Below are 21,957 nucleotides of genomic sequence, written 5' to 3' on the forward strand. Positions count from 1 at the left end.
TGGAGCTGGCTGCTCTCGGTTTACTCACTGCTGGTGGTGGTGATTTATCGCCGTCGCCAGGAGGCAAGCCTGGCCGGCTTGATGCCCTATGTGACCGCCGTACTGATGGCGACCCAGGTCTTTTTCCTGCTGTTAAACAACCTCGCTGCCAACCCCTTCTCGATTTGGGCTGATATGAGCGCCGGGGTGCCGCGGCTCTTCCTTCCAGCCGACGGGAGCGGCCTCAATCCGCTGCTGCAATACCCTTTGATGGTGATCCACCCGCCCATCCTCTATCTCGGCTACATTGGTTTTGTCGTACCGTTTGCGTTTGGCATGGCCGCGCTCATCACCCGTCAGAAGGGCGAGCGGTGGATCTACACCACCCGGCGGTGGACGATGGTGAGTTGGGGCTTTCTCACGTGCGGCGTCCTGCTGGGGGCGCGTTGGGCTTACGTTGTGCTCGGCTGGGGCGGATACTGGGGCTGGGATCCGGTGGAAAACGCTTCCCTCATGCCCTGGCTGACCGGGACTGCCTATCTGCATTCGGTCATGATGCAGGAAAAGAAAGGCATGATGAAAGTCTGGAACATGGTCCTGGTGATGGGGACCTATTTCTTATGCATCTTCGGGACATTCCTGACGCGCAGCGGCGTGGTCTCTTCCGTGCATGCCTTCGCGCAATCACCCATCGGGCCCTATTTCGCCACCTACATCACCCTGGGGGTTGCGTTTTCGGCCGTGGTGCTGGTCACTCGCCTCGATTACCTGAAGAGCGAAAATCAGCTCGATTCGCTCCTTTCGCGCGAGAGCAGTTTTCTCTTCAACAACCTGATTTTGCTGGCCGCCTGCTTTGCCGTGCTCTGGGGCACGCTCTTCCCGGTGCTCTCGGAAGCGGTGCAAGGCGTCAAGATCACCGTCGGCGCGCCTTACTTCAATAAGGTCAACATTCCCATCGGCCTCTTCCTCCTGTTCCTTACCGGGGTTGGCCCGCTGCTCGCATGGCGCAAGACTTCGCTCGAGAGCCTGAAGCGAAATTTCGCCTGGCCGATCTTCATCGGGGGAGTGGCGACGGTGGTGCTCGCCATCCTCGGCGTGAGGAAGCTGGCGCCGCTGGTCACGCTTTTCCTGAGCGTCTTTGTCACCGCCACCCTGATGGCTGAGTTCTATCGCGGCGCCCGGGTCATCCGGCAGAAAAGTCAGTTGGGATGGGTGGGGTCGCTCGTCCACCTCACCCGCCGCAACACCCGCCGCTACGGCGGCTACATCATTCACTTCGGGATGGTTTTGATTTTCATCGGCATTGCCGGTTCGGCCTTCAACGAAGAAAAGCAGGTCGAGATGGCGGTCGGCTCAGCGATGGAGATTGGCGGATTCAAACTGGTCTGCGCCAATATCGAACAGGTTGACAACGCCAACTATGCGGCTGGCCGGGCGGTGATCGAGCTCTATCAGGAGGGCAAGTTGGTGGATCGCCTTTATCCAGAGCGGCGGTTCTACAAAGCGAGTCGCCAAACCACCACGGAGGTCGCCATCCGCCCGCGGCCGGCTCAGGACCTTTATGTCGTCTTCGCGGGGATGGCCGATAATGGCCGCGACATCGTGCTTCAGGTTTTTGCAAACCCGCTGGTGAACTGGGTCTGGATGGGCGGCTTTGTCGTGGTCCTCGGCACGCTCACGGCGCTGCTGCCGAACAAGGCGGCCGAGGCGATCCGCGCTCAGGCAGCGGAACAGGCGCGAGGGGAGAGAGCCACCCGCGCGGAAAGCAAACATGCGATCCAGGCTTAACCGTTTTGCGCCCGCCCGGATGGCATGGGGGCTGGCACTCGCCCTGTTGCTTCTGGCTTCCCGGGCGACTCCTCAAGCTGCCGGCCCCGCCCGGGCCGGGGAAGAATCCTTCAAGCGGGTGACCGCAAAATTCGTTTGCCAATGCGGCTGCAACTATCCGCTCGGCGCCTGCCCGCACCAGGACTGTGGGTTCTCGATCCCGATGCAACAGAACATTCGCGCCGCGCTGGCAAGCGGGCTTTCCGAGCAACAAGTGATCGATCAGATGGTGTCACAGTATGGCCTGGCGGTGCTCGCCGCGCCTCCCGCTCGCGGCTTTAACCTGATGGCGTGGATTATGCCGTTCGTAGGCCTGCTGGCCGGCCTGGTGATTGTTCGTTCAGTGATGGTAGCCTGGCGCCGGCGCGGCCGGTTGGCGCCCTCGCCGAGTGGCCCTCTGGCGGAAAAGTACCAGCGAACGATTGACGAGGAGTTTCGGCAACTGGGCGAATGATGCGCCCCGGCGCGGGGGGAGAGCGTATCCCGGGCGACGCCGGGAAGGGGAGTATGGGGATTTATCCCGATAGGCATGTCGGGCCAAACGCCCGACAATCCCAAGCGGTGGTTTGAATCATGGTTTTTGTAGTGTGTGCCTTGTTGGCGCTGGTGGCGATTGTTTATGTGGTGTATGTGCAGCCGGGCACAACGCCCGTGCCTGCGCCTGATCCCCAGCTCGGCTATCTTCTCGAAAAGAAGGCAGTCCTTTACGAAAACTTGCGCGACCTGAATCTCGAATATCGTATGGGAAAGCTGTCCGACGACGACTACCAGAGACTCAAACAACAGTGCCAATTCGAGATTGGCGGGGTGATGGCGCAAATCGAATCCCACCAGGGCTCCGCCTCCGCCCGCGCCGCCGAACCGCCCGTCGCTTCGCCGCCATCAACGCGCGAGCCCCGATCCCATCGGGGCGAGCAGATTTGCCCGTTTTGCGGCGCTGGCAACTCCTGGCAAAACAAGTTTTGCGGCGAGTGCGGCGAAAAACTCGCCGAGGTGGCGCAGGAATCCAAACAGTGATGACCCCTTACCCGACCCAGCGGAAATTTCTGCTATGGATCGCCTCGGCGATAGGGACGAGCGCGGCGTTGGCCCCGATTTCATCGGGGCTGGCTCGCGCCGGAGTGGTCGAAGGCGTGGTGCGAAACGCCACCACCGGCTCACCCCAACCTCATCAAGCCGTTGTCCTGCTCAAACTAGAAGGCGGGATGCAGCCCGTGGCTACCGTTCCCTCCGACAGCCGCGGCCGCTTCCGGGTGGAGAATGTAGATTCCTCCTCGGCCAGCCCTTATCTCTTGCAAGTCACTTATGCCGGCGCGAACTATTTTCAATCGGTTGTTTTTGGCGGGCGCCATCGAGTGGAGGCCGAGGTCACGGTCTATGAAGCTTCGGCCAAGCCGGGCGACATCTCAGTTGACGGACGGGCGGTTCGCCTGCAACCCTCCGCCGCGGGCGAAGAAGGCACCCGGCTAAACGTCGAGGAATGGTACGAGATGTCAAATCGGAGCGAGCCTCCGGCAACGCTCTACCAGGGCGAGGGTACGTTTCGCTTTTACGTTTCGAGCGGGCGGCTCTCCGAGCCTCGTGTGTCGGTCGAATCGCCCACCGGCATGCCCGTCACGCGGGCGGCCATCCCGCTTCGAGAAGCTGACGCTTTTGGAGTGGACTACCCGCTTAAGCCCGGCCGCACGCGCATCCGCATCGCCTATGAATTGAACTATGGGGGCGGGCAGGCGAGCTTCGCCTCGAAGAGCTACTATCCCGTGAAATCACTGCTGGTTTTGGCGCCGCGTACAGGAGTGGAAATAGCCGGCGCCCGATTGCAAGCCCAGGGCGAGGATGAGGAGTCCGGCCTGAGGATCTATTCCGCGGGCGCACACCGGGCCGGGGAACTGCTGCAAGTCCAAATCAAGGGATTGGGCGAGGGAAGCGCAGCCAGTGCCGCCGTACGGAGGATGCCCGATGCCGTGAGCCAGGCGCGATGGTATATTCTCGGTTTCGCGCTCTTCATCCTGGGCGTCGCGCTCGTTCACCTCTACCGAATTGATCAGGCCCCCCGAGGGCGGGGTTCGGGATCGCTTGAGGCTGATGCGTAGCGCCCTGCCAACTCATTTCCGGTCATTCTTCTTGGGGAGCGGGAATTGACCGTGCCCCTTGCCGGCCATCCCTGGCATTCCGTAGCGGGCAAATCCAGCGGGAACGGCACCACTGCCCCCAGCGTCCTGCTGCGCAACGTATCGAAATACTTTGGGACCCTCTGGGCGTTGCGGCAGGTGTCGCTGGCCATCGCACCGGGCGAGTTTCTGGCCGTGCTCGGCCAGAACGGCGCCGGGAAAACAACCTTGCTGCGCATCCTCGCCCTGCTCTCGAAGCCGTCTTCGGGAGAAATTCTGTTCGATGGCGCGGCAGCGCGCGACCACGAGGAACAGGCCAAGCGCTCGATAGGTTTTGTCGGGCACAACAGCTTCCTCTACGAGGAGCTTACGGCCGCGGAAAATCTCCGTCTCTATGCTCGCCTTTACGGCTTGGACCGGGCCGAGCAGCGAGTTCAGGCCTTGCTCGAGATGATGAGTCTGGATGCGCGAGCGCATGAGCTTGTCCGCAATCTTTCCCGCGGGATGCGCCAGCGGGCGGCGATTGCCCGGGCGTTGCTCCACGACCCGAGTTTGCTCCTGATGGACGAACCCTTCACGGGGCTCGATGCCCGGTCGTCGCAAAGCTTGATGGCCACGCTCGAAAACTTTCGGGAGCAACAGCGAACGGTCGTGATCAGCACCCACCATCTCGAGGAAGTCCTGCCGCTGGCGACGCGGGCGGTGATCCTGGAGCGGGGTGAAGCGGTTTTGGACGAGCTCAACCGGCCGGAGACGGCCGGGCAAATCCGCGCGCGCCTGGCTCGCGCGGGGCAGTAAGCGGCGGCTTTAAGCCATCGCTTGAGTGACCGGCCGGCCAGGCTGGCCAGGCCTGCCAACCGTCGAGAAAATGAGGAACGCTCTTAAAGCCGGGTTGACCATCGCCGCCAAAGACCTCCGCATTGAGCGGCGAAGCAAAGAGGTTTTCACCACCATGATGGTGTTTGCTCTCATTCTCATCGTGATCTTCAGCTTTGCCTTTGAACCAACCGCCGAAGAAACGCGCCGCATCGCCGGCGGCCTGCTCTGGATCGCTTTTACGTTTGCCGGAATTCTTGGACTGAGCCGGTCGTTCGCGCGTGAAACGACGAATGAATGTCTCCAGGGACTTCTGCTGACGCCCGCCGGCCCGGGCGCAGTCTATCTCGGCAAACTGGCAAGCAATGTGGCTTTCATGCTCGCCGCCGAAGCGGTTGTCTTGCCGATCTTTGCGGTGTTCTATAACATTGGGCTTGGGTCGAGGTTCCCGTGGCTGGCAGGCATTTTGCTTCTGGGCACGTGGGGATTTGCTTCCGTCAGCACCACGTTTTCGGCCATCACCGCCAATACCCGGATGCGCGAGCTGATGCTTCCGCTGCTCGTCCTGCCGATCAGCGTGCCACTCCTGATTGCCATGGTGGAAGCGACCGCGACCTGGATAGCGGGTGAGCCGATGCGCGAAGCCTATCTCTGGCTGCAACTGATGACCGGATTTGACATCATTTTTACGGTGGCATCGCTGCTGCTTTTTCCCTATATCGTGGAAGAGTAGAAATTCGGGTGAGGCGGGCCGGGCATGACCGGCTTGCGGTGAAGAGATTTCCCTCTTATGGGCAAGAGAACATGGAACCTCGCGGGGGCCCTTCTGCCGGCCATCACGGCGGCTTTGCTCTTGATTGCCTTCTATGTGGTTTTTCTGGAGGTGCCGACCGAGCGCACCATGGGAGTCATCCAGCGCATCTTCTATGTGCATGTGCCTTCGGCCTGGATTTCTTTCTTCGCGTTTTTTGTGGTTTTCGTTTCGAGTCTCGCCTATCTGGCCACCGGCCAGGCGCGCTGGGACTGGGCGGCCGTCTCGGCGGCGGAAATTGGTCTGGTGTATTGCAGCATCGTGTTGACGACGGGGCCGCTCTGGGCCAAGCCGGTCTGGGGCATCTGGTGGACCTGGGATGCCCGGCTGACGTCCACGCTCGTCCTCTTTATGATCTACGTCGCCTACCTTTTGTTGCGCAATGCCGTGAGCGATCCGAGCCGCCGCGCCAATCTGGCGGCCGCGGTTGGCATCATCGGCTTTTTGGACGTGCCCATCGTGTACATGTCCATTCGCTGGTGGCGGACGCAGCATCCGCAACCGGTGATCGCCGGCGGGGCCGGCTCCGGACTCGACCCAGAAATGTGGCGAGGGTTCTTGTGGTGCCTGGCGGCATTCCTGTCGCTTTTCGCCTGGTACTTTCGTGAGCGATACCGGATGGAACGGATGCGCGCCGAACTCGAAAGTTTGCAGCGAGAAATGAGTGCAAGACCATGAGAAACCTTTTTTGGGCCTATGCCGCGGTCTGGCTGATCCACCTTGGCTACTTGTTTCGGCTTGCCTCCGGACAGAAGAAACTCTCCGACGATCTGGCCGCGCTCAAAAAGTCGGTCGTGGAACGAGAGCGTTAGAATCCCGCCCCGAGGGCCGCCACTTGATCCGAAATCCAGGCTTCTCCTCGCATGCGCCGGCCGGGAATAGCCAAGAAGCGGGACCCGGGGGTTCCCGCAAGTACTTTTCCGAACCAGGGAATGGGCGCGACCAAGAGACGACCCGTGCGGCTCTCTTCGTCTGACAAAAGGGGGGGTGGTTATGGCTTGGATTCGAGTCATCGAGGAAGGGGAAGCAACGGGCGATTTGCTTCGGCAGTACGAAGATGCCCGGCGTCGAGCCGGCCGAGTCTTCAACGTTGTCAAGATTCAGAGCTTGAACCCCCGGGCGCTCGAAGCTTCGACGAAGCTCTATCTCACGCTGATGTACGGCCCTTCACGGCTCAGCCGCCTCGAACGCGAGGCTATCGCCACGGTGGTCTCGCGGGCGAGCGACTGTTTCTATTGAACCGAGGCTCACGGAGAAGATCTCCGGCTGGCGGGGGCCCCGCCGGAAATGGTGCAGGCGATCAAGAGCGATTACCGCCGGGGTTCGCTCCCTGGCCGGTTGCGCGCCATCCTCGACTACGCGGCTCAGATCGCTACCAACGTGCATCAAGTGAGCCGGCAGACCCTCGACCGCTTGCGTCAGGCCGGATTGAGCGATGAAGAGATCCTGGACACCGCCGAGATTGCTGCGCTCTTTTGCTACTACACGCGGCTGGTGGACGCGCTCGGGATTGAGCCGGAAGATTTCATGAAGAACCCGGCCCCGCTCGAAGAATAGAGCCGGGGCCACAGCGAGCGAGAGGGTGGGAGGAACGAAATCGTTCACTTTCGGGACCAGTCAAAATCCACGCGGGTGAGTTCGCCATCGTAGGGGTCACCGGGCGGTGACGGACGAAAGGTTGCCCGGGCGGCAAGACCCTTGCTCTCGCAGGCATTGAAACTGGCCGGCGGAGAACCCTGGGTGGCGATGGCGAAAAATTCAGTCGCGCTGGCGGCGCGAAGCTTCATCAGCTTGATTTTTCCGGAGCGATCTTTCCCGCGAAGGGTAAAGACCATCGGCCGGGCGCACGATACTTCCTCCACCGTGCCGCGAAAGGCGGAAAGTTTCGGTCGAGGCGCAGCGGCTCGCCGCGGCGAGCCAGCCGTTCTTGCCTTCATGGGCTCTACCGGTGGCTTCTCCTTCGCGGCGAATTCAAAGGACATTATTTCGCCATCGAAGCCGCCTTGCCGACGCTCCAAGTAGTTGACGCTGGCTGTGCGGCCAACGCTCTCGCAAATCGAGCCCTCTTCGGGACCGGAAATCATCGCGATCCGGGAAAGATCCTCCTTGAAGAAGCGGAAGCTCCGCGACTTGGCCTGCACGCTGAGGACAATGGCGGGCTGGTGTAAGTCCTGGCCGAACTTGCAGGAGACCTTGGCCACCCTCCCGCGCACAAAGCCGTACCTGGGGGGTTCGGCGGGCACAAGGGGCGGTTTCGGAGTCTCCCGCTTGATTTCCGGCAACTCGCGCGGGTAGGCCTGCTTGGCCGGCGGGCGTTTAGCACCGCCTGCCGGGGCAGCGCCCGCCTGGCTGACCAGTTCAAAGTGCGGGCTGCGAATGGCTCGCCATTCTTCCTTCGCCGGGGAGGGAGTGGCCAGCCCCGTACGGACAGGGTACGGGCCCAGCGCGGCAAGAGCGAGGAGAGGGAGCAGGCAAGCGGGCCCGCCCTTCTTCATAACCAGATCCCACTTCCTCTATAGAATTGCGGCGAAAGCCTGTCAAGCGAACCGGAACCGGGGGCGGCTTCAGGGGCGGCCGGTACGGCACGACTCCGGCAACTTCGCTCGGGAGAGTTTCCGTCTTGCCTTGACGAGCTCAGCGCTCGGAAGGTTGGGCACTCTACTGCACTCTCACCTTGAACATGCCGGCTTTTACCGCCTGATCGAGCGCTTCGGCAACTTTATCGAGACTGACCTCGCCGTAATACCATGCTCCCGCGCTCTGCGCTTCCGCCCGGACAGCCCGATAGATCTCCAGGTAGCTGCGGCGGCCATCAGCAAAGTTCAAGGCCTCAAACCGCATCAGACCGTGCAGGCCCTCCACCGGCTTGAGGTCGTCCAGCTTATGGATGTAGTCGGCGGCCGTCGCCGCCAACTCCGGAATTTTCTTCGCCATCTCCTGTTCCTTGGCGCTCGGTCCGGCCAAGTCGGGAGCAGGCGGGGGCTCGGCCCCGGCCAGAGCCTTGTAGAATTTTCCGAGATCGGCCAGCAAGCCGCTTTGCCGCGCTTCCACCCATCTCTTGAATTCGGTGATCACGCTCGAAACCTTCGGCTCAGAAGCGGAAAAGGCTCGAACCGATTCGAGCGCGAGAGCCTCCCGCCACACCGAAGTGGTCAGGAGATTCTGGGCGTCGAAATAGGCAGCCTGGCGGCGGCCGGGTGACGCGGCGATGAGGCGCATGCCGGTTTGCAGGGCGCCATCGAGCCGGCGTGCGGCTCCGGAGGCAACTTCGGAAACCAGCGCCGGAACGTCGGCCGGGCCGGCGTGGGCGAGGTAGAGCGCCACCGCCGCCACGCTCAAGGCGTTTCGCTGGAGCTGGGTTCGATCAATCTGCCAGAGATCGTCGTCGGTGGAATGGATGTATTCATCGGGCCAGTTCGTCCACGTCACGCCCGGAACGCCCACAATGGCGTCGTTGAAAACATGGTGGTCCGTCGAACCGAAGTAGGGAACGATCTCCACGCCGTAGCGCTCGCGGGTGCCGAGGCGGGCAAGGATGGCCTTGCTATAAGGCTGCTCGGTGCCGGCCTGCCCGGCAGCCAGATAGGCTGAGTTCCCCTTCGCCACCATTTGCACGATGCTTTCCACGACGTCGTTCAAGTAGCTCGGACGGGACCACGGCGTTCGGGTGACGTGCTGGATGCGGCTGCCGGCTGACTGCCGCGCTCCCACCATATCCTGATTCAAGTCCGCCAGGATGTTTCCGCGCTCTTGTGGATGCAGGGCAAAAAACTCATATTCCGCCTCAAACTCGTTGACCCACCAGAGGCGAAGGTCGCGTTGCGGCCGTTCCATCTTGCCTTCCCGGATCATCTTCATGATGGCCCGGCCGATTTCGAGCACGTTGGCGCACCCGCTGCGGTCGTCGTTCGCCGAAGTTTTTTCTTCCTGGACATGCGCCGTGAGGACAATCGCCGGCAGGTCGCGCCGCTTGCCGCGAATGTAGGCTTCCACCATGCCCTGGGTGGAGGGCTCGCGCGTTTCCGCGCGCACCGTCGCATGGAGCACCACCTTTTCCGGGCCAACCCACTTCTCGCCCTCTTGCCCCCCGCCGGGCGAGAAAGGCTGGGCCGGGCGCGGGCGCAGAAACTTCTTCAAGCTTTCGGCGGTGCGAGCCGAAATGACAAAAGCAAAGGTATTCGGCTTGTCGCCGGGCTTTTCTCTCTTCAGCCGCACCCAGCCGATTTGATCGGGATGATTGAAGGCGCGATATCCGGCGTAGTAGATGACGCCGAGAGCGCCGCGCTTCTCGACCGCCAGCTCATGAACTTTGGGAAGCGGTCCGGAGGCCAAGACGAGCTTCCCCTTGACATCCACGTTGGCGTAATCCTCATCGCGGCCGCCATCGCCCACCTCCACGAGCTCCGCCGTCACGTCCGAGGTGCGGCTATTGTCGGCGATGGAAACGGCCGCTTCCTCAAAACTTCCCAACCGGCGTTCTTCGGGGCTGACCATCCACAGCTCTCCCCCCGTCGGCCACCAACTGGGAAAGCGATAGGGCAGGGTATGAATCTGCACCTCTTCCAGGCCGTATTCCTTGGCGCGGTCGGCAATCCACTGCGCCTCCCGCCAGAAGTCGCGTGAGCCGCCGTTGGGGCTGTGGTAGAGCGTCAAGTAGCGAAGATTGTCATAGGCAATATCGCCGGAAATTTCGTTGCGCAGCATGCGGAAACGAGCCTCCGGCAGAAAAAGGCTCTCCTGTGCCACCGCCTGGGGCGGGATGGGCAACGCTCCCAACCACCAAGCCAGGGCGAGTGCGATCAAAGTGAATTTTGGCCGCATGGTTTCCTCCCCGATGAAGGCCTTTCCCAAATTAGGCCGCATCATAACAGAATGGCTATCCTACTACGGGCGGGTAATTGACTTCCTGAAAAGCGGCGTCGTAGAGTGGGAGTTGGTTATAATACGCCCGGGCCAACCAGGAGCTATTCCAGATGAGTTCACAAGGCCAACAATTTCGAGAGCGGCGACGCAGCGAGCGCGTCCTGATCCGCATCCCCATCAAGGTCTTAGGGACTGACTCGGTCGGAAAGGAAGTCAAAATAGACGCCGAAGCGGTGGTCGTCAGCCGCCACGGCGCGCTTATCCACGTCAACGCCGAGCTGGTCCCTAACAGCCACATCCACATCACCAACGCCTTCACGCACAAACAAGAACTTTTCCGGGTTGTCTGGGTCGGCGAGCGCAAGGCGGAGAGCGGCTATGACGTTGGCGTCGAGCTGCTCAACCCGAGTGATGTCTTCTGGGGAATTTCTTTCCCGCCGAGTGTCGAAGCCAAACCGCAACCCGCTTGACCAGGTTTTCCCCTCGGGGGCCCTGCGCCCCACGTTGCCGGGCGTGGTATCATTCCCCCGTTGCCTGATTCTCAAAACCACACGGCTTCCCTGGAAGGCGTAGAACGTCGTTCCGGTTGCGCCACTCTCAGGCAAGCCCGCCATCAAGCCAGGCGGGCAGGCTCTTGCACCTTGACGAGTCAGGGTTCAGGGCAAGGAGGCTCCCATGTCTCCTCCGTCGGCAGGCCTGATTGAAACCTTGCTGTTTGTCTGGGGCGGCATCACGGTGCTCCTCATCGGGTTGATCATCTACCGTGGTCTGGTGGGCATGAGGGAAGAGGACCAACTCTTCCTCGACGCTGCCGAAGAGCACATGCAGCGCGAGCAGGAAGAGATCGTCGCCCGCGTCACTCGGGTGGCGCCCTTCATCACCGTCTTGAGCTATCTCTCCGGCGGGATGATTCTGCTCATTCTGGCGCTCTGGCTATGGCGGCAGGTGAGTGAGTTCTGAGCAAAGCCCAGCACCGTACGGTGCGGGGCGAAGGGCGAGGATCGCGCTTCGAACCTCGCCTCCGGCTCGGCTCGCCGCGGCAGGGGCGGGGAGCTAGGCCGGCGGCTTGGGTGGCGGGGGCTGCGCCGGCGCGGCTGCCGGCGGGGGCACGGTGGCGACGGAAGTGTGGTTGAGGCTGACGAACCACTTCTTGCCGCGTTTTTCCAAAATCAAAGTCGAGTGTCCCAGCGCCCCGATGGGCTGCCCGTTTTGGATGGCGGCAAACCGCCACTGATAAGCCGCCCAGGCGATTTTCCCTTTGACCGTTATCTGCGTATTTTCTCGCTCGAAGCTGACGTCGCGCAAATTTTCTCGCTGGAACTGCAGCGCGATGCGATAGGCCTGCCAGCCCTGAAGGGGAGGTTGATAGACGCCGCTGACCACGGTAACGTCCTGAGCTACGTATTGGCCCAGCTCGTCGAGATTGCCCGTCTGCCAGGCAAGCAGCATGTTCTTGATCGTTTGCTCGACTTCGGCGCGATCATCCGCGCCCAAAAGCGGCCCGGCCATGGGCGGGGACACCGCCCAGAGAATTGCCGCCAGGAACAACCAGGGGAATCTTTTTTTCGGTGACTTCATCTTCTCTCCCGTGGATCGGAGGAATTGAGAACCCTGAAAGGCAGCCTGTAGGGGCAGGCCTTCAGGCCGCCCCCATATCGGGCAAGATGAAGCTTGCCCCTACATCACGATTTCCCGCTACCAAAAAAGCATGCGCGGCCATCTCTTCGCCAGAAAATAGTCCAATCCCAAGAACCTCCCCGCCCCGCCGATGAGCATGGCCAGTTCACCCGCCACAAAAAGCTGGTTGGCGTGGAAGGCCAGCGGGGCAAGGCCCATCGCCATCACGTAGTTTACGTTCATCACGATTCCCATGATGGCGCAAAAGCGCGTGAGCAAGCCGATCAGCAGGCAAAGGCCGACGAGGAATTCTCCGACGGCGACAAGCCAGGCAAAGGTGCTGGCGTGAGGAAGCACGGTCGTTTCCAAAAACTCTTTGTAGAAGGCGGGGTGCGTCTTGGGCAGCCAGGAGTGGATCGAATCGGCCAAATCCTTCCCGGCAAGAAAAGCCCCGGTCCATTTCTGATAGCCAAAGCGGAGAAAATAGAAGCCGATCAAGAAACGGACCGGCAAGAGCGCCAAGCCCGTCTTCCATTCTCCTCGGTTGTTGGCCGCCATCTGAATCTCCTCTCCCGCCCCGGCACATCGGGACGACTGCCCCCGCTGCGTCCGAGGGGACGAGCCCGAAGCGGCGGGCAGTTGGCTGGTTTCACCCGGCCGGGACCGAGCGCAGGAATCCAGCCGTCTGTTCGGGGATGCCGGTGTTGATGAACATTCCCGAACCCAGCTCGAAACCGGCAATGCGCGTCACCCGTGGAATGACGCTCAAATACCAGTGGTAGTACTTCACCATGGCGCATTCAGCCGGAGCGGATCGAACCGCCAGGTTGAAGTCGGGATCATTCAACCCCCGCCAGGTCTTGCGCAGCACAGTCCGGAGCGTGACAGCAAGGTCGTCCAGTTCTTCATCGGTGGCCAGGGCAAAAGATGCTTCGTGATGCCGTGGGTAGATCCAGGTGTGAAAAGGGGAATAGGCCGCAAAGGGAATAAAGGCAAGAAAGCGGTCGGTCGAGACCACCACCCGCTCGGCATCCGCTTCCTCTTCCGCCAGCACGCGGCAGAAAACACAGTCGCCGTACTCGTCGTAGAAACGCAGGGCGTTTTCCATCCGGGAACGCACTTGCGGGGGGATGATAGGCGTGGCAATGAGCTGGGAATGGGTGTGGACGAGGGAAGTTCCGGCGCGCAGGCCGTGGTTCTTGAAGACGGTCACGTGCGCCACCCGCGGGTCAGCCGCAGCCGCACAGTAGCGCTGGTGATAGACGCGAATGATGCTCCGCATCTCCTCCGGCTCGAGCATGGGCATGGTGCGGTCGTGCTCCGGCGCTTCAATGAGCACCTCGTGCAGGCCCACACCGCTGATCACGCGCTTGAGCCCCCAGGCGCGACGGTGCAACTCGCCTTGGCTGTCGAGCGCTGCAAACTTGTTCGGCACCACCCGCACTTTCCAGTTTCCGTCGGCAGGAAGGCGAAATATCTCCGGCGGCGTCATGGCCTCGTTGCCCGGGCAAAACGGGCATTGCGGGTCGCGAGCGGGGCGTGGCTGGCGCTCGATGCCATGCTCGGCAAACTGGTCCGGGCGGCGGGCACGCTCGCCGGCAAAAACAATCCAATCCTGCGTGACCACGTTGAAACGAATCTCTGGCATGGCTGGTTCCTTATTCCGGCGCAGCGTCCTTTTTGAGCTTGCTCCTCCGGCCGGCAGGCGCCCGCCGCGGCGGGCCCGGCACCGAGCAGCTCTCCTAATACCTTGGATACCTTCCCTGGCTGATGAGATTGATCAACAGCCGGTACGCCCCCGGCACGCCGGCGGGCAACTGACGGAAAAACGAAAGTCCCGTATAGATGAATATTCCCTTCCCGACGCGAGCATAGACGAGGCCGCCGCTGGTCTCTGTTCCGGCGGCATCGCGAAAGGCCAGCGGCGCCTGGTACTGCGCGTCGAAGCGGGAAAGGAAGCTCAAGCCGCGCTCCGCCACCCAGCCATCAAAATCCTCCGCCGTGATGCGGTTGGGCTGCAAAAGCAGGGCATGGTTTGGCAAAAGAATGCGCGCAGGCGCTTTGGGATCGGTGATGCGAAGGGGGAGCTGGGGATCCATCGCGGCGGGCAGCGGCGCCAGCTTCGCCTCGTTCCAGACGGCAGGCGATTGGTACTCCACCACCAGAGTACCACCCGCCTCGATGTATTCGCGCCATCGGCCGGAGCGAGACAAGATGTCTGGCCGCAACTCAAGCGCCCGAATGCCGATGACCAGCGCGTCGTATCGCAAGAACGCCGCGGCGTCGTCAAACGCCAGCTTGTTTTCAGCCAGGCGATCCACGGTTACCCCGACCCGTTCGAGCGCCGCCGGCACCGGGTCGTTGGGGCCGGCGATATAGCCGATGCGCAAGCCCTGGGGCACATCCAGATTCATGACGCGGACCGTCAGCTCCGCCGTGTGATAGTACGACTGCGCGGCAAGACCGGCGTAACCATAGGGCGTCGAAGCAACATCGTAGCGCTTGCCCTCGCTTTCGACAAAACACCGCAGCGGGTAGTCGCCCGGAGCCAGACTGCGTGGTGGGACGATCACGAGCTGGCCAAGGGCTTCGTCGCCCGCGCGGGACCCGGTCCCATCGGGGCGGGCAAAACTAATTTTCCGGCCGACGGAAACTATCCAACCTTCCGGTGCTTCAGCACCCAGCCGAGGATTGCGGCATCCCGTCGCGGCGGGATCACAAAGACTCCGGACGGCCACCGGAATCACGATCCGCCTGGTTCCTCCGGTCTCGTGCCGGATCACCATTCTGTCCGGCAGGCGAAGCAAAAACGGCGGTACTGGCTGGAGAACCCGATCCGCAGAAACTTCCGGGGCGTCTCCTCGAACGCTCACCGGCACGGGCGGCGCTTCCCAGGTAGTGCCGCCGGCAGTGAAGCGGACGATCGCTTCGATCGCGACGGGCCGGGGCCCGATGGCTCGCCAGGGATCGGCCACTTCATAAATCGCGTCGGAAGCAGCCAAGGGCCAAAGCCGTACGGCATCGGCGGGAACCTCAACGGAGAAAACGGCCGCGATGTCACCTTCACCCGCCGCGGTGGCCTCCGTCGTCACTCGCTTTGCTTGCCCACCGGGAAGAAGACGCGCCCCGATTCCATCGGGGCGAGCCTGCCAACCCGGCGGCAATCGAAGAGAAACGGCGCCGCCCGGTTCCCCGCTTTTCGGAACCCCAACGTGCGCTTCCGGATTCGCTCGCAGAATGACCCGGACGAGGATGCTCTCGCCGGCGACGGCTGGCGATTCGGCAAAGGCCTCCACTCGAAGGCCGGCGAGCTCGGCGGCAAGCGCGCCCAGTTCGTTTTGCTTTCGTTCATAGATGTCGCGAAGACGCGCTGCATCGCTGGGCTCGAGCCGGTCGAGCACCGGGTCGTTCGCCAGCGCCTCCAGGTGCGCTCGCATCTCGGCGAGTGCCCGCAGGGCATCCTCCGCTTTTGCTTCCAGCAGGAAGGCGCGCACGCGCTCGGCTGCCTGATGGATGGCCAGCAAGCGCTCGGCAGCCGAAGGAACGGGCGCCGCCCCAGCCGGGGTATCAGGCTTTTGTTCCAGGAAGGCGTAGCGCAAGGGCAGGCCGTCGAGCCGCTCGACAAAATCAGCCATCCGGGGCTGCGGTTGGTTTTCTTCAACAAACCGAACATAGACGGGTGGCGCAGTCCCGCCGCGGGAGGCTCTTTCCAGCCCGCCGCGGCGGGACTGCGTGAATTGCGTACGGTGATTCGCATACCCGGCGCGGCCGATTTCAAAATAGCTTTTCCCGCGCTCCGGGGAAAACGATGCGACCGGGATGCTAATCGTATTCGGCGCCGGCGCAGGAACTTCCATGAAAAAGCGGGCCACGCGCCACGGCGTCAGCCCCGATTCGATCGGGGGCGACCCGCGACCCAATTGGTCCGGATACTCGTTCGGATCTGCCGCAGCAGCGACAGCGTGGCGGGCCAGCATTCCGGCCGCCTGGTGGTGGCCGTGGCCGTCCAGGATGGTTCCGGTCCAACGGGAAATGACGACTTCCGGCCGGTAGGCGCGAATCACCCGCACCATGTCGGCGAGCGCCGGGTCTCCCCATCGCGACAGTGTTTCCTGAGCTCTGGTCGTATAGCCAAAATCGATGGCGCGGGTGAAAAATTGCTGTTCGATTCCGTATTCTCGATCGGCAGCGAGGAGCTCTTCCGTGCGGATCAACCCCAGCAGTGGCCCTTGGTCCGGGCTCATCAGGTTCTGACCGCCCTCGCCGCGAGTAATCGTCAGCAAGGCAACCTCCGCGCCGAGGCCGCGGCTCAGATAGGCCAGCAGGGCGGCGTTTTCATCGTCAGGATGCGCGGTGATATAGAGGATGCGGGTGATGTGCTCAAAGCGGCGAAGCCGCTCGAGAGCAGCAGCCAAGTCTCGATCGGGTGGCGCGAGCCCCGATTTTATCGGGGGGAGCCCGCCACGTCCCCGCAAATCGGGATGATCGCCAGCGGCAAACGCAACGAGCAGGAAGAGGACCAGGAAGCCGAGAAACCGTTTCTGGATGGACCATTCCCTGTGGGGATCGCCAAATGGCAAATGCAGTCGTCTTGATTTCAAGAGCAACCTCACGCTCGCCCGCCCCGATCGGATCGGGGCTCGCCCGCGAACGGCCATTCCTTTCGTGTTGCCGCCCGCATCAGGTAGGCAACCGCGCCCAGAAGGATAAAGCCGACTCCAAGCGCGATGATCCGGCTGCCCAGGCTCCAAAAAGCATACAACCAGCCGACCAATGCCACCAGGGCAGGCAGGGGATAGAGCCACATCCGGAAGGGCAGCCCCGATTCCATCGGGGCCAGCCGGCGCCGGAGGAGCATCACCGCCACAACTTGCCCTTCAAACTGAATCAAAATCCGCAGCGCCAGCAGGCCCTTGATCACGCCTTGCAACGTCCCGAAGAGCGAGAAAAACATCGTCAGGCCGCCCATCAGCAGGAGCGAGACGACGGGAAAGCGCTTGGTAGGGTGGATGCGACCAAAGACGCGAAAAAATCCGCCGTCGAGCGCAGCCGCGTAAGGGATGCGCGAATAGCCGAGGAGCAGCGAGAAGACAGACGCCAGCGCCGTCCAGAGGATCAACCCGGTGGCCACGCCGGCCGCCCGCCTGCCGTAAAGCCGTTCCACCAGGTCGGAAACAATGAACGGCGACTTTTCCACCTCTTGCCAGGGCATGGCGCCCACCACGCTGATGTTCATCACCAGGTAGAGCACGGCGATCACCGCCACCGAAATCAAAATGGCCCGCGGAATATTCTTGCCCGGCTCGCGAATCTCGCCGCCCAGGTAGCAGACGTTGTAGTAGCCGAGATAGTCGTAGAGCGTGATCAGCGTGGCGCTCGAAAGGCCGAAGAAAAAATTGTGCGAGAGGGAAAAGGCGCCATCCGGGAAGGTAAACGCCAGCTTGCGGTCAAAGTGCGAGAGCCCGCCAAAAATCACCCAGCCCATCGTCACCAGCACTCCCATCCAAAGGAAAACCGAAATTTTGCCGAGCGTGCTGATGCGGCGATAGAGAATCGCGGTGAGGGCAAGGGCGACCGCGGCAGCGAGAAGCGATTGCCGCGGCGGGGTGAGCCATTCCAAGAGATAACTGGCATATTGGGCAAAACCAATGCAGCCGGAAGCCATCGAGAGCGGAGCGGAAAGCAAGCACTGCCAGATAAAAAGAAACGACACCATCCGGCCGAAGCCCTGCCGGCCAAAGCCCTCGCGAAGATAAACGTAGCTGCCGCCGGCTTCAGGCATGGCCGCGCCCAGCTCAGCCCAGACGAGGCCGTCGGCCAGGGCGATGACCGCGCCGACAATCCACCCGAGCATCGCCTGAGGCCCGCCCATCGCCGCCACCACCAGCGGCAAGGTGATGAACGGCCCCACGCCCACCATGTCAATCATGTTGAGCGAGGTGGCTCCCCAAAGCCCGAGCCCTCGCTCCAGTTGGCCGCTCGCCCCGATGGGATCGGGGCGCGTTGTCTTGGCTTGGCTCATGATGACTCAATCAGCGCCTGATGGCACGGGCCACAAAAGGCTTGAGGATAGCTGTCCGCCCGACCAAAGAAAAGCAGTTTGACGACGATGCTTCTTGCCGCCGGTCGGCTTTCTGGCTAGGATGAAATCCTCGCGCGGCTCATCTCCATGCTGGCCATAGGCGTCGCCATTCTGGTAGCCACTCTGACTTTCCTCGTGCTGCGCCATGGCGAACGAACCCGCGGCGGCCGGCGCTTGCCGCTCTACGGCTGGCTTGGGATCGGCATCATCGGGGTGGCGGAATGGCTGCTGTGGCGGCGGGTTTGGTTCGTCACCCTTTACATGACGCCCCTCTGCTGGACGGGCTACCTCCTGGCGGCCGATGCGGCCGTCTTCAGCCTGCGCGGCGAGTCGCGCTTGCGGAGCCGTCCGGCGGGCTTACTCGCCATGGCGCTCACTTCCATTCCGCTCTGGGTGATTTTTGAGGCTTACAACCTGCGCCTGGAAAACTGGGCCTACGTGGGTCTGCCGCTCAAATGGCCGCTTGCGCTGCTCGGCTATGGATGGTCCTTTGCGACGATTGTTCCCGCGCTGCTTGTGACCGCCGACTGGATCGAAGCGCTCGGCATCTTCGCCGGCCGCGCCCGACCCTGGAAACCTTCGGCTGCCACCGGCAAGGTATTTATTCTCGCCGGCGCGCTGATGGCGCTTCTGCCGCTCCTTCTGCCCCAGACCCTGGGCCCTTACCTGTTCGGGCTCGTCTGGCTTGCGTTCGCCTTCTTGCTCGAGCCCATCAACGCGCGGCTGGGATTGCCCTCGATTCTGCGGGATTTTGCCGAAGGCCGCCGGTCGCGGTTCTATTCGCTTCTGAGCGCGGGCTGGCTGTGCGGCTGGCTCTGGGAATTTTGGAACTACTGGGCCGCCGCCAAGTGGGTCTATATCTTCCCCATTTTCCAGCAGGCGAAATTTTTTGAGATGCCGATTCCGGGCTACGTTGGCTTCTTGCCGTTTGCGGTGGAATGTTTCGCCATGTGGCAAACCGCGCGCTGGCTCCTTCATCTGCCCAGCGCCGAGCTGGAGACACCCGGCTCGGGCTGATACAATACCCCGGTTCCGTGAACATGCGTCGTCCTAGTTCTTGCTTCTTCGCCTCCCTGCCTCCCTGCTTCCTCTGCTTCCTTTACGTCCTTGGCTTCCTTTGCCTCCCTGCTTCTCTTCGAGCCAGTTCTCTGCACGTTCCCCCGGAAGCCACGCGCGCGCTCGAACTCATCTACGCGGGGCATCCGGACGAAGCCCTGCCCCCGGCGCGCGATCTCCAAAAGCAAAATCCCGACCATCCGCTGGGCTATCTCCTAGAGGCGGACGCTATGTGGTGGAAACTCTACTGCGCCGCGTGCCAGATCGCCGGCGACGGCCTGGTGGACGCCTGGCGGCGGCCGAAGCTCGACTCCGACCGAAACTATTTCCGCCTCGCCGAGCGCGCCATTCAAATCGCCGAGAAGCACATCGGCCGGCGCGAAACGGCCGAGATGCGCTTCTACGCCGGCATGGGCTATGCCATGCGAGGGCGCTTGCTGGGATTGCGCAGCGAGTATCGCGCCACGGCTTCAGCCGGCAAGCGCATGCGGGAGCACCTCGTCCGCTCGACCCAGCTTGACCCCAATCTTGCCGACGCCTACCTGGGCCTCGGACTTTACAACTACTACGTGGATACGCTCTCCTTCATTGCAAGAATCGTCCGCGTGTTTATGGGGCTGCCCGGCGGGGACAAGAAGACCGGCACGAAGCAACTCGAACTGGCAGCCGCGAAAGGCCGGTTAATCTCCGTCGAAGCCGATTTCTACCTGGCCAAATGCCTGCGCAACTACGACCGCGAATACGCCCGCTCGACCGCGCTTTTTGAAAAGCTGGTGGCGAGCTACCCGGCCAACCCGCTTTTTCGCATCATGCTCGCCGGCAACCTCATCCGGGTGAATCAACTCGACCGCGCCGAAAAAGAATTTGGAGCCGTGGCCCAGCCACCCGCCCCGGGCAGCGACACCCCCTGCGCCGACTGGCTCCGAGAATTGGCTGGAAGGGGTCTGAACTACACCCGCAGTTTGAAGGTGCCCAAGTGATGGCCGGGAGAGATATTTGACATTTTGATGTTATGATGTTAAAGTGCTTTATAGGAGATGGCCGGTGATGCCTGTAGGGAGACGTATCAGTCATACACGCCGTTCACCGCGAGCGTTCGCGACGAGCCGCACGACCGTCTATCTCGACCCCGGCCTCCACCGGGCTTTGAAGGTCAAGGCGGCCAGCACGGACCGCGGCCTCTCGGAATTGGTGAACGAGGCGGTTCGCCTCGCCCTGCGCGAAGACGCCCTCGACCTCGAGGCTATTCGCCGCCGCGCTCAGGAGCCGACCCGCGCTTTCGAGCGAATTCTGGCCGACCTGAAGCGCGACCGCTTGCTATAGCCCGAGGCTCCATGCCCGAGGGCTACCAACTCCGCATGAAGCACAGTGCCGAACGGGAACTCCGTGCACTGCCAAAGACCGACTTAAAGCGCATCGTCGAACGCATCCAACAACTCGCCTCCAAACCCCGCCCGTTTGGTTCTGAGAAACTCTCCGGCCAGCACGCCTACCGCATCCGGCAAGAGGATTATCGCGTGGTGTACGCCGTGGATGACAAAAGGCGGGTCGTCGAAATCGTCAAGATCGGCCATCGCCGTGAGGTCTACCGCCGACGCGGATGAGACTGTTAAAGAATTTTCTCCTCCCAACCCTCCAACTGAGCCTTCACTTTGGCCATGAACTGGTCGGCGATGGCGCCGTCAATCAGCCGATGGTCAAACGATAACGTGAGATAGACGACCGAGCGGATGGCGACGGCGTCGTTAATAATCAGCGGCTCTTTGTGAATCCCGCCGACACCCAGGATCGCCACCTGCGGCTGGTTGATGACGGGCAAGCCGAATCGCCCGCCAAAGACCCCCGGGTTGGTGATGGTGAAGGTGCCTTCCTGAACCTCGTCCGGCTTGAGTTTTTTGGCGCGGGCGCGCTCGGCAAGGTCGTTGATGGCGCGCTGCAACCCGAGGAAGCTCATCTCGTCGGCACGCTTGACGACCGGCACAATCAATCCCCAATCGAGGGCGACGGCAAAGCCCAGGTTGATGTCCGTGTGCAGGACGACCTTGTCTCCGTCAAGCGAGGCGTTGACGATGGGAAATACCCGCAGCGCCTCGACGGCGGCGCGGCCGAAGAACGGCATAAAGGTCAACTTGGTTTCATGTTTCTGCTCGAAGGCAGCCTTGTTGAGGTCGCGGAGTTCGACCACGCGGCTCATGTCCACCTGGAAAAGGGTATAGACGTGCGCGGAAGTGTGCTTGGACATGACCATATGCTGGGCAATGCGCTGGCGCATGACCGAGAGCGGTTGCACCTCGTAGCGGCCGAAGTAAATCTTCTCGCGCGGGAATGCCGCCGGCGCCAACCCCGCCGAAGGGGTGGGCAAAGGAAGAGGAGCGGCTGCCGGGAGCCTGCCCGGGGGGGCAGCCGATGCCACGGCGGCCAGGATGTCCTGCTTGGTGATGCGTCCGGCCGCGCCGGTGCCGGTGACCGTCGAAAGACCGAGGCCGTGTTCACGGGCCAAACGCCGCACCAGCGGCGAGCTGCGAATTTTTATCTCCTCGGCCGGAGCAGCGGGCGGCCTGGGCATGGAAACAACTTTCTCTGCTTTCGGCGGAGCGGCGGCTGGTGCTGCCGCAGCCGGCGGCGCGAGCGGCTTGGCCGGCGCGGGAGCTACGGCGGCACCCTCGGCGTCAATGACCGCCACCACCGTGTTGATCTGGACGGTTGTCCCCTCGCCCACTTTGATCTCTTTGAGCACGCCGGCGGCGGGAGAAGGGATTTCCGCGTCCACCTTGTCGGTGGAGATTTCAAAAAGC

The 21,957-nt window shown here is 62.2% G+C and carries 24 protein-coding genes; 16 read left to right on the plus strand and 8 right to left on the minus strand.

Annotated elements, in window-relative coordinates:
* From VIH17_06880 to VIH17_06925, 10 genes are all read left to right on the plus strand, one after another.
* Window positions 1–1,767: cytochrome c-type biogenesis CcmF C-terminal domain-containing protein (locus VIH17_06880; GenBank protein HEY4682958.1), on the plus strand; the 1,767-nt coding region annotated here is incomplete at its 5' end.
* Window positions 1,751–2,260, plus strand: coding sequence for a cytochrome c-type biogenesis protein CcmH (locus tag VIH17_06885; protein ID HEY4682959.1), 510 nt, complete (start codon window positions 1,751–1,753; stop codon window positions 2,258–2,260). The genes VIH17_06880 and VIH17_06885, both read left to right, overlap by 17 nt.
* 119 nt (window positions 2,261–2,379) lie before the next feature.
* On the plus strand, window positions 2,380–2,823 hold the full coding sequence (locus tag VIH17_06890; GenBank protein HEY4682960.1) for a hypothetical protein: 444 nt from the start codon (window positions 2,380–2,382) through the stop codon (window positions 2,821–2,823).
* Window positions 2,823–3,899 (plus strand): carboxypeptidase-like regulatory domain-containing protein, encoded by a 1,077-nt coding sequence (locus VIH17_06895; protein ID HEY4682961.1) that lies wholly within the window; start codon window positions 2,823–2,825, stop codon window positions 3,897–3,899. Before VIH17_06890 ends, VIH17_06895 begins: the two co-directional genes overlap by 1 nt.
* A 51-nt stretch (window positions 3,900–3,950) precedes the next feature.
* Entirely contained in the window at window positions 3,951–4,715 is a 765-nt protein-coding gene (ccmA, locus tag VIH17_06900; protein HEY4682962.1) for a heme ABC exporter ATP-binding protein CcmA, read from the plus strand.
* Window positions 4,716–4,785: 70 nt separating this feature from the next.
* Complete coding sequence (locus VIH17_06905) at window positions 4,786–5,466, plus strand: heme exporter protein CcmB (protein HEY4682963.1); 681 nt, start codon at window positions 4,786–4,788, stop codon at window positions 5,464–5,466.
* A 57-nt stretch (window positions 5,467–5,523) separates the two neighbouring features.
* Window positions 5,524–6,222, plus strand: a complete 699-nt coding sequence (gene ccsA, locus VIH17_06910) for a cytochrome c biogenesis protein CcsA (protein ID HEY4682964.1) — start codon at window positions 5,524–5,526, stop codon at window positions 6,220–6,222.
* Complete coding sequence (locus tag VIH17_06915) at window positions 6,219–6,356, plus strand: CcmD family protein (GenBank protein HEY4682965.1); 138 nt, start codon at window positions 6,219–6,221, stop codon at window positions 6,354–6,356. Before ccsA ends, VIH17_06915 begins: the two co-directional genes overlap by 4 nt.
* Before the next feature lie 181 nt (window positions 6,357–6,537).
* Window positions 6,538–6,783, plus strand: a complete 246-nt coding sequence (locus VIH17_06920; protein HEY4682966.1) for a hypothetical protein — start codon at window positions 6,538–6,540, stop codon at window positions 6,781–6,783.
* Between the two features lie 48 nt (window positions 6,784–6,831).
* Window positions 6,832–7,101, plus strand: coding sequence for a carboxymuconolactone decarboxylase family protein (locus VIH17_06925; GenBank protein HEY4682967.1), 270 nt, complete (start codon window positions 6,832–6,834; stop codon window positions 7,099–7,101).
* Window positions 7,102–7,145: 44 nt separating this feature from the next.
* On the opposite strand, the gene VIH17_06930 is transcribed toward VIH17_06925, so the two are convergent.
* Entirely contained in the window at window positions 7,146–8,039 is an 894-nt protein-coding gene (locus tag VIH17_06930; GenBank protein HEY4682968.1) for a hypothetical protein, read from the minus strand.
* A 163-nt stretch (window positions 8,040–8,202) separates the two neighbouring features.
* Complete coding sequence (locus VIH17_06935; GenBank protein HEY4682969.1) at window positions 8,203–10,365, minus strand: M28 family peptidase; 2,163 nt, start codon at window positions 10,363–10,365, stop codon at window positions 8,203–8,205.
* A 152-nt stretch (window positions 10,366–10,517) separates the two neighbouring features.
* Between VIH17_06935 and VIH17_06940 the strand changes: the two genes are divergently transcribed.
* Entirely contained in the window at window positions 10,518–10,877 is a 360-nt protein-coding gene (locus tag VIH17_06940) for a PilZ domain-containing protein (GenBank protein HEY4682970.1), read from the plus strand.
* A gap of 205 nt (window positions 10,878–11,082) precedes the next feature.
* A complete protein-coding gene (locus VIH17_06945; protein HEY4682971.1) occupies window positions 11,083–11,367 on the plus strand; it encodes a hypothetical protein in 285 nt (94 codons plus the stop codon).
* Window positions 11,368–11,460: 93 nt separating this feature from the next.
* On the opposite strand, the gene VIH17_06950 is transcribed toward VIH17_06945, so the two are convergent.
* The 5 genes from VIH17_06950 to VIH17_06970 all read right to left on the minus strand — a co-directional run bounded on the left by VIH17_06950 (window position 11,461) and on the right by VIH17_06970 (window position 18,046).
* A complete protein-coding gene (locus VIH17_06950; GenBank protein HEY4682972.1) occupies window positions 11,461–11,985 on the minus strand; it encodes a nuclear transport factor 2 family protein in 525 nt (174 codons plus the stop codon).
* Window positions 11,986–12,102: 117 nt separating this feature from the next.
* On the minus strand, window positions 12,103–12,582 hold the full coding sequence (locus tag VIH17_06955; GenBank protein HEY4682973.1) for a TQO small subunit DoxD: 480 nt from the start codon (window positions 12,580–12,582) through the stop codon (window positions 12,103–12,105).
* 91 nt (window positions 12,583–12,673) lie between these two features.
* On the minus strand, window positions 12,674–13,672 hold the full coding sequence (gene galT, locus VIH17_06960) for a galactose-1-phosphate uridylyltransferase (protein HEY4682974.1): 999 nt from the start codon (window positions 13,670–13,672) through the stop codon (window positions 12,674–12,676).
* A 94-nt stretch (window positions 13,673–13,766) separates the two neighbouring features.
* Complete coding sequence (locus VIH17_06965) at window positions 13,767–16,625, minus strand: PIG-L family deacetylase (protein ID HEY4682975.1); 2,859 nt, start codon at window positions 16,623–16,625, stop codon at window positions 13,767–13,769.
* A gap of 8 nt (window positions 16,626–16,633) precedes the next feature.
* On the minus strand, window positions 16,634–18,046 hold the full coding sequence (locus VIH17_06970) for an APC family permease (protein HEY4682976.1): 1,413 nt from the start codon (window positions 18,044–18,046) through the stop codon (window positions 16,634–16,636).
* 147 nt (window positions 18,047–18,193) lie between these two features.
* Here VIH17_06970 and VIH17_06975 point away from each other — a divergent pair, with 147 nt between their 5' ends.
* The 4 genes from VIH17_06975 to VIH17_06990 all read left to right on the plus strand — a co-directional run bounded on the left by VIH17_06975 (window position 18,194) and on the right by VIH17_06990 (window position 20,766).
* On the plus strand, window positions 18,194–19,123 hold the full coding sequence (locus VIH17_06975) for a hypothetical protein (protein HEY4682977.1): 930 nt from the start codon (window positions 18,194–18,196) through the stop codon (window positions 19,121–19,123).
* A gap of 23 nt (window positions 19,124–19,146) precedes the next feature.
* Window positions 19,147–20,142 carry a hypothetical protein gene (locus tag VIH17_06980; GenBank protein HEY4682978.1) on the plus strand — a complete coding sequence of 332 codons (996 nt, stop codon included), beginning with the start codon at window positions 19,147–19,149 and terminating at the stop codon, window positions 20,140–20,142.
* A 64-nt stretch (window positions 20,143–20,206) separates the two neighbouring features.
* Entirely contained in the window at window positions 20,207–20,485 is a 279-nt protein-coding gene (locus VIH17_06985; GenBank protein ID HEY4682979.1) for a hypothetical protein, read from the plus strand.
* An 11-nt stretch (window positions 20,486–20,496) separates the two neighbouring features.
* Complete coding sequence (locus VIH17_06990; GenBank protein HEY4682980.1) at window positions 20,497–20,766, plus strand: type II toxin-antitoxin system RelE/ParE family toxin; 270 nt, start codon at window positions 20,497–20,499, stop codon at window positions 20,764–20,766.
* Window positions 20,767–20,771: 5 nt separating this feature from the next.
* Here VIH17_06990 and VIH17_06995 read toward each other — a convergent pair.
* Window positions 20,772–21,957, minus strand: a 1,186-nt coding sequence (locus tag VIH17_06995) for a dihydrolipoamide acetyltransferase family protein (GenBank protein HEY4682981.1), incomplete at its 5' end; no start/stop codon positions are given.

This window comes from Candidatus Acidiferrales bacterium (genome assembly GCA_036514995.1).
In the GTDB taxonomy this organism is placed as follows: Bacteria; Acidobacteriota; Terriglobia; order Acidiferrales; family DATBWB01; genus DATBWB01.

Coding starts and splice junctions, on each gene's coding strand:
- VIH17_06930 (HEY4682968.1), bottom strand. CDS start 8,039: ATGAAGAAGGGCGGGCCCGCTTGCCTGCTCCCTCTCCTCGCTCTTGCC.
- VIH17_06990 (HEY4682980.1), top strand. CDS start 20,497: ATGCCCGAGGGCTACCAACTCCGCATGAAGCACAGTGCCGAACGGGAA.
- VIH17_06920 (HEY4682966.1), top strand. CDS start 6,538: ATGGCTTGGATTCGAGTCATCGAGGAAGGGGAAGCAACGGGCGATTTG.
- VIH17_06895 (HEY4682961.1), top strand. CDS start 2,823: ATGACCCCTTACCCGACCCAGCGGAAATTTCTGCTATGGATCGCCTCG.
- VIH17_06935 (HEY4682969.1), bottom strand. CDS start 10,365: ATGCGGCCAAAATTCACTTTGATCGCACTCGCCCTGGCTTGGTGGTTG.
- VIH17_06885 (HEY4682959.1), top strand. CDS start 1,751: ATGCGATCCAGGCTTAACCGTTTTGCGCCCGCCCGGATGGCATGGGGG.
- VIH17_06940 (HEY4682970.1), top strand. CDS start 10,518: ATGAGTTCACAAGGCCAACAATTTCGAGAGCGGCGACGCAGCGAGCGC.
- VIH17_06945 (HEY4682971.1), top strand. CDS start 11,083: ATGTCTCCTCCGTCGGCAGGCCTGATTGAAACCTTGCTGTTTGTCTGG.
- VIH17_06975 (HEY4682977.1), top strand. CDS start 18,194: ATGCTGGCCATAGGCGTCGCCATTCTGGTAGCCACTCTGACTTTCCTC.
- VIH17_06905 (HEY4682963.1), top strand. CDS start 4,786: ATGAGGAACGCTCTTAAAGCCGGGTTGACCATCGCCGCCAAAGACCTC.
- VIH17_06915 (HEY4682965.1), top strand. CDS start 6,219: ATGAGAAACCTTTTTTGGGCCTATGCCGCGGTCTGGCTGATCCACCTT.
- galT (HEY4682974.1), bottom strand. CDS start 13,672: ATGCCAGAGATTCGTTTCAACGTGGTCACGCAGGATTGGATTGTTTTT.
- VIH17_06925 (HEY4682967.1), top strand. CDS start 6,832: ATGGTGCAGGCGATCAAGAGCGATTACCGCCGGGGTTCGCTCCCTGGC.
- VIH17_06955 (HEY4682973.1), bottom strand. CDS start 12,582: ATGGCGGCCAACAACCGAGGAGAATGGAAGACGGGCTTGGCGCTCTTG.
- VIH17_06970 (HEY4682976.1), bottom strand. CDS start 18,046: ATGAGCCAAGCCAAGACAACGCGCCCCGATCCCATCGGGGCGAGCGGC.
- VIH17_06890 (HEY4682960.1), top strand. CDS start 2,380: ATGGTTTTTGTAGTGTGTGCCTTGTTGGCGCTGGTGGCGATTGTTTAT.
- VIH17_06950 (HEY4682972.1), bottom strand. CDS start 11,985: ATGAAGTCACCGAAAAAAAGATTCCCCTGGTTGTTCCTGGCGGCAATT.
- ccsA (HEY4682964.1), top strand. CDS start 5,524: ATGGGCAAGAGAACATGGAACCTCGCGGGGGCCCTTCTGCCGGCCATC.
- VIH17_06980 (HEY4682978.1), top strand. CDS start 19,147: ATGCGTCGTCCTAGTTCTTGCTTCTTCGCCTCCCTGCCTCCCTGCTTC.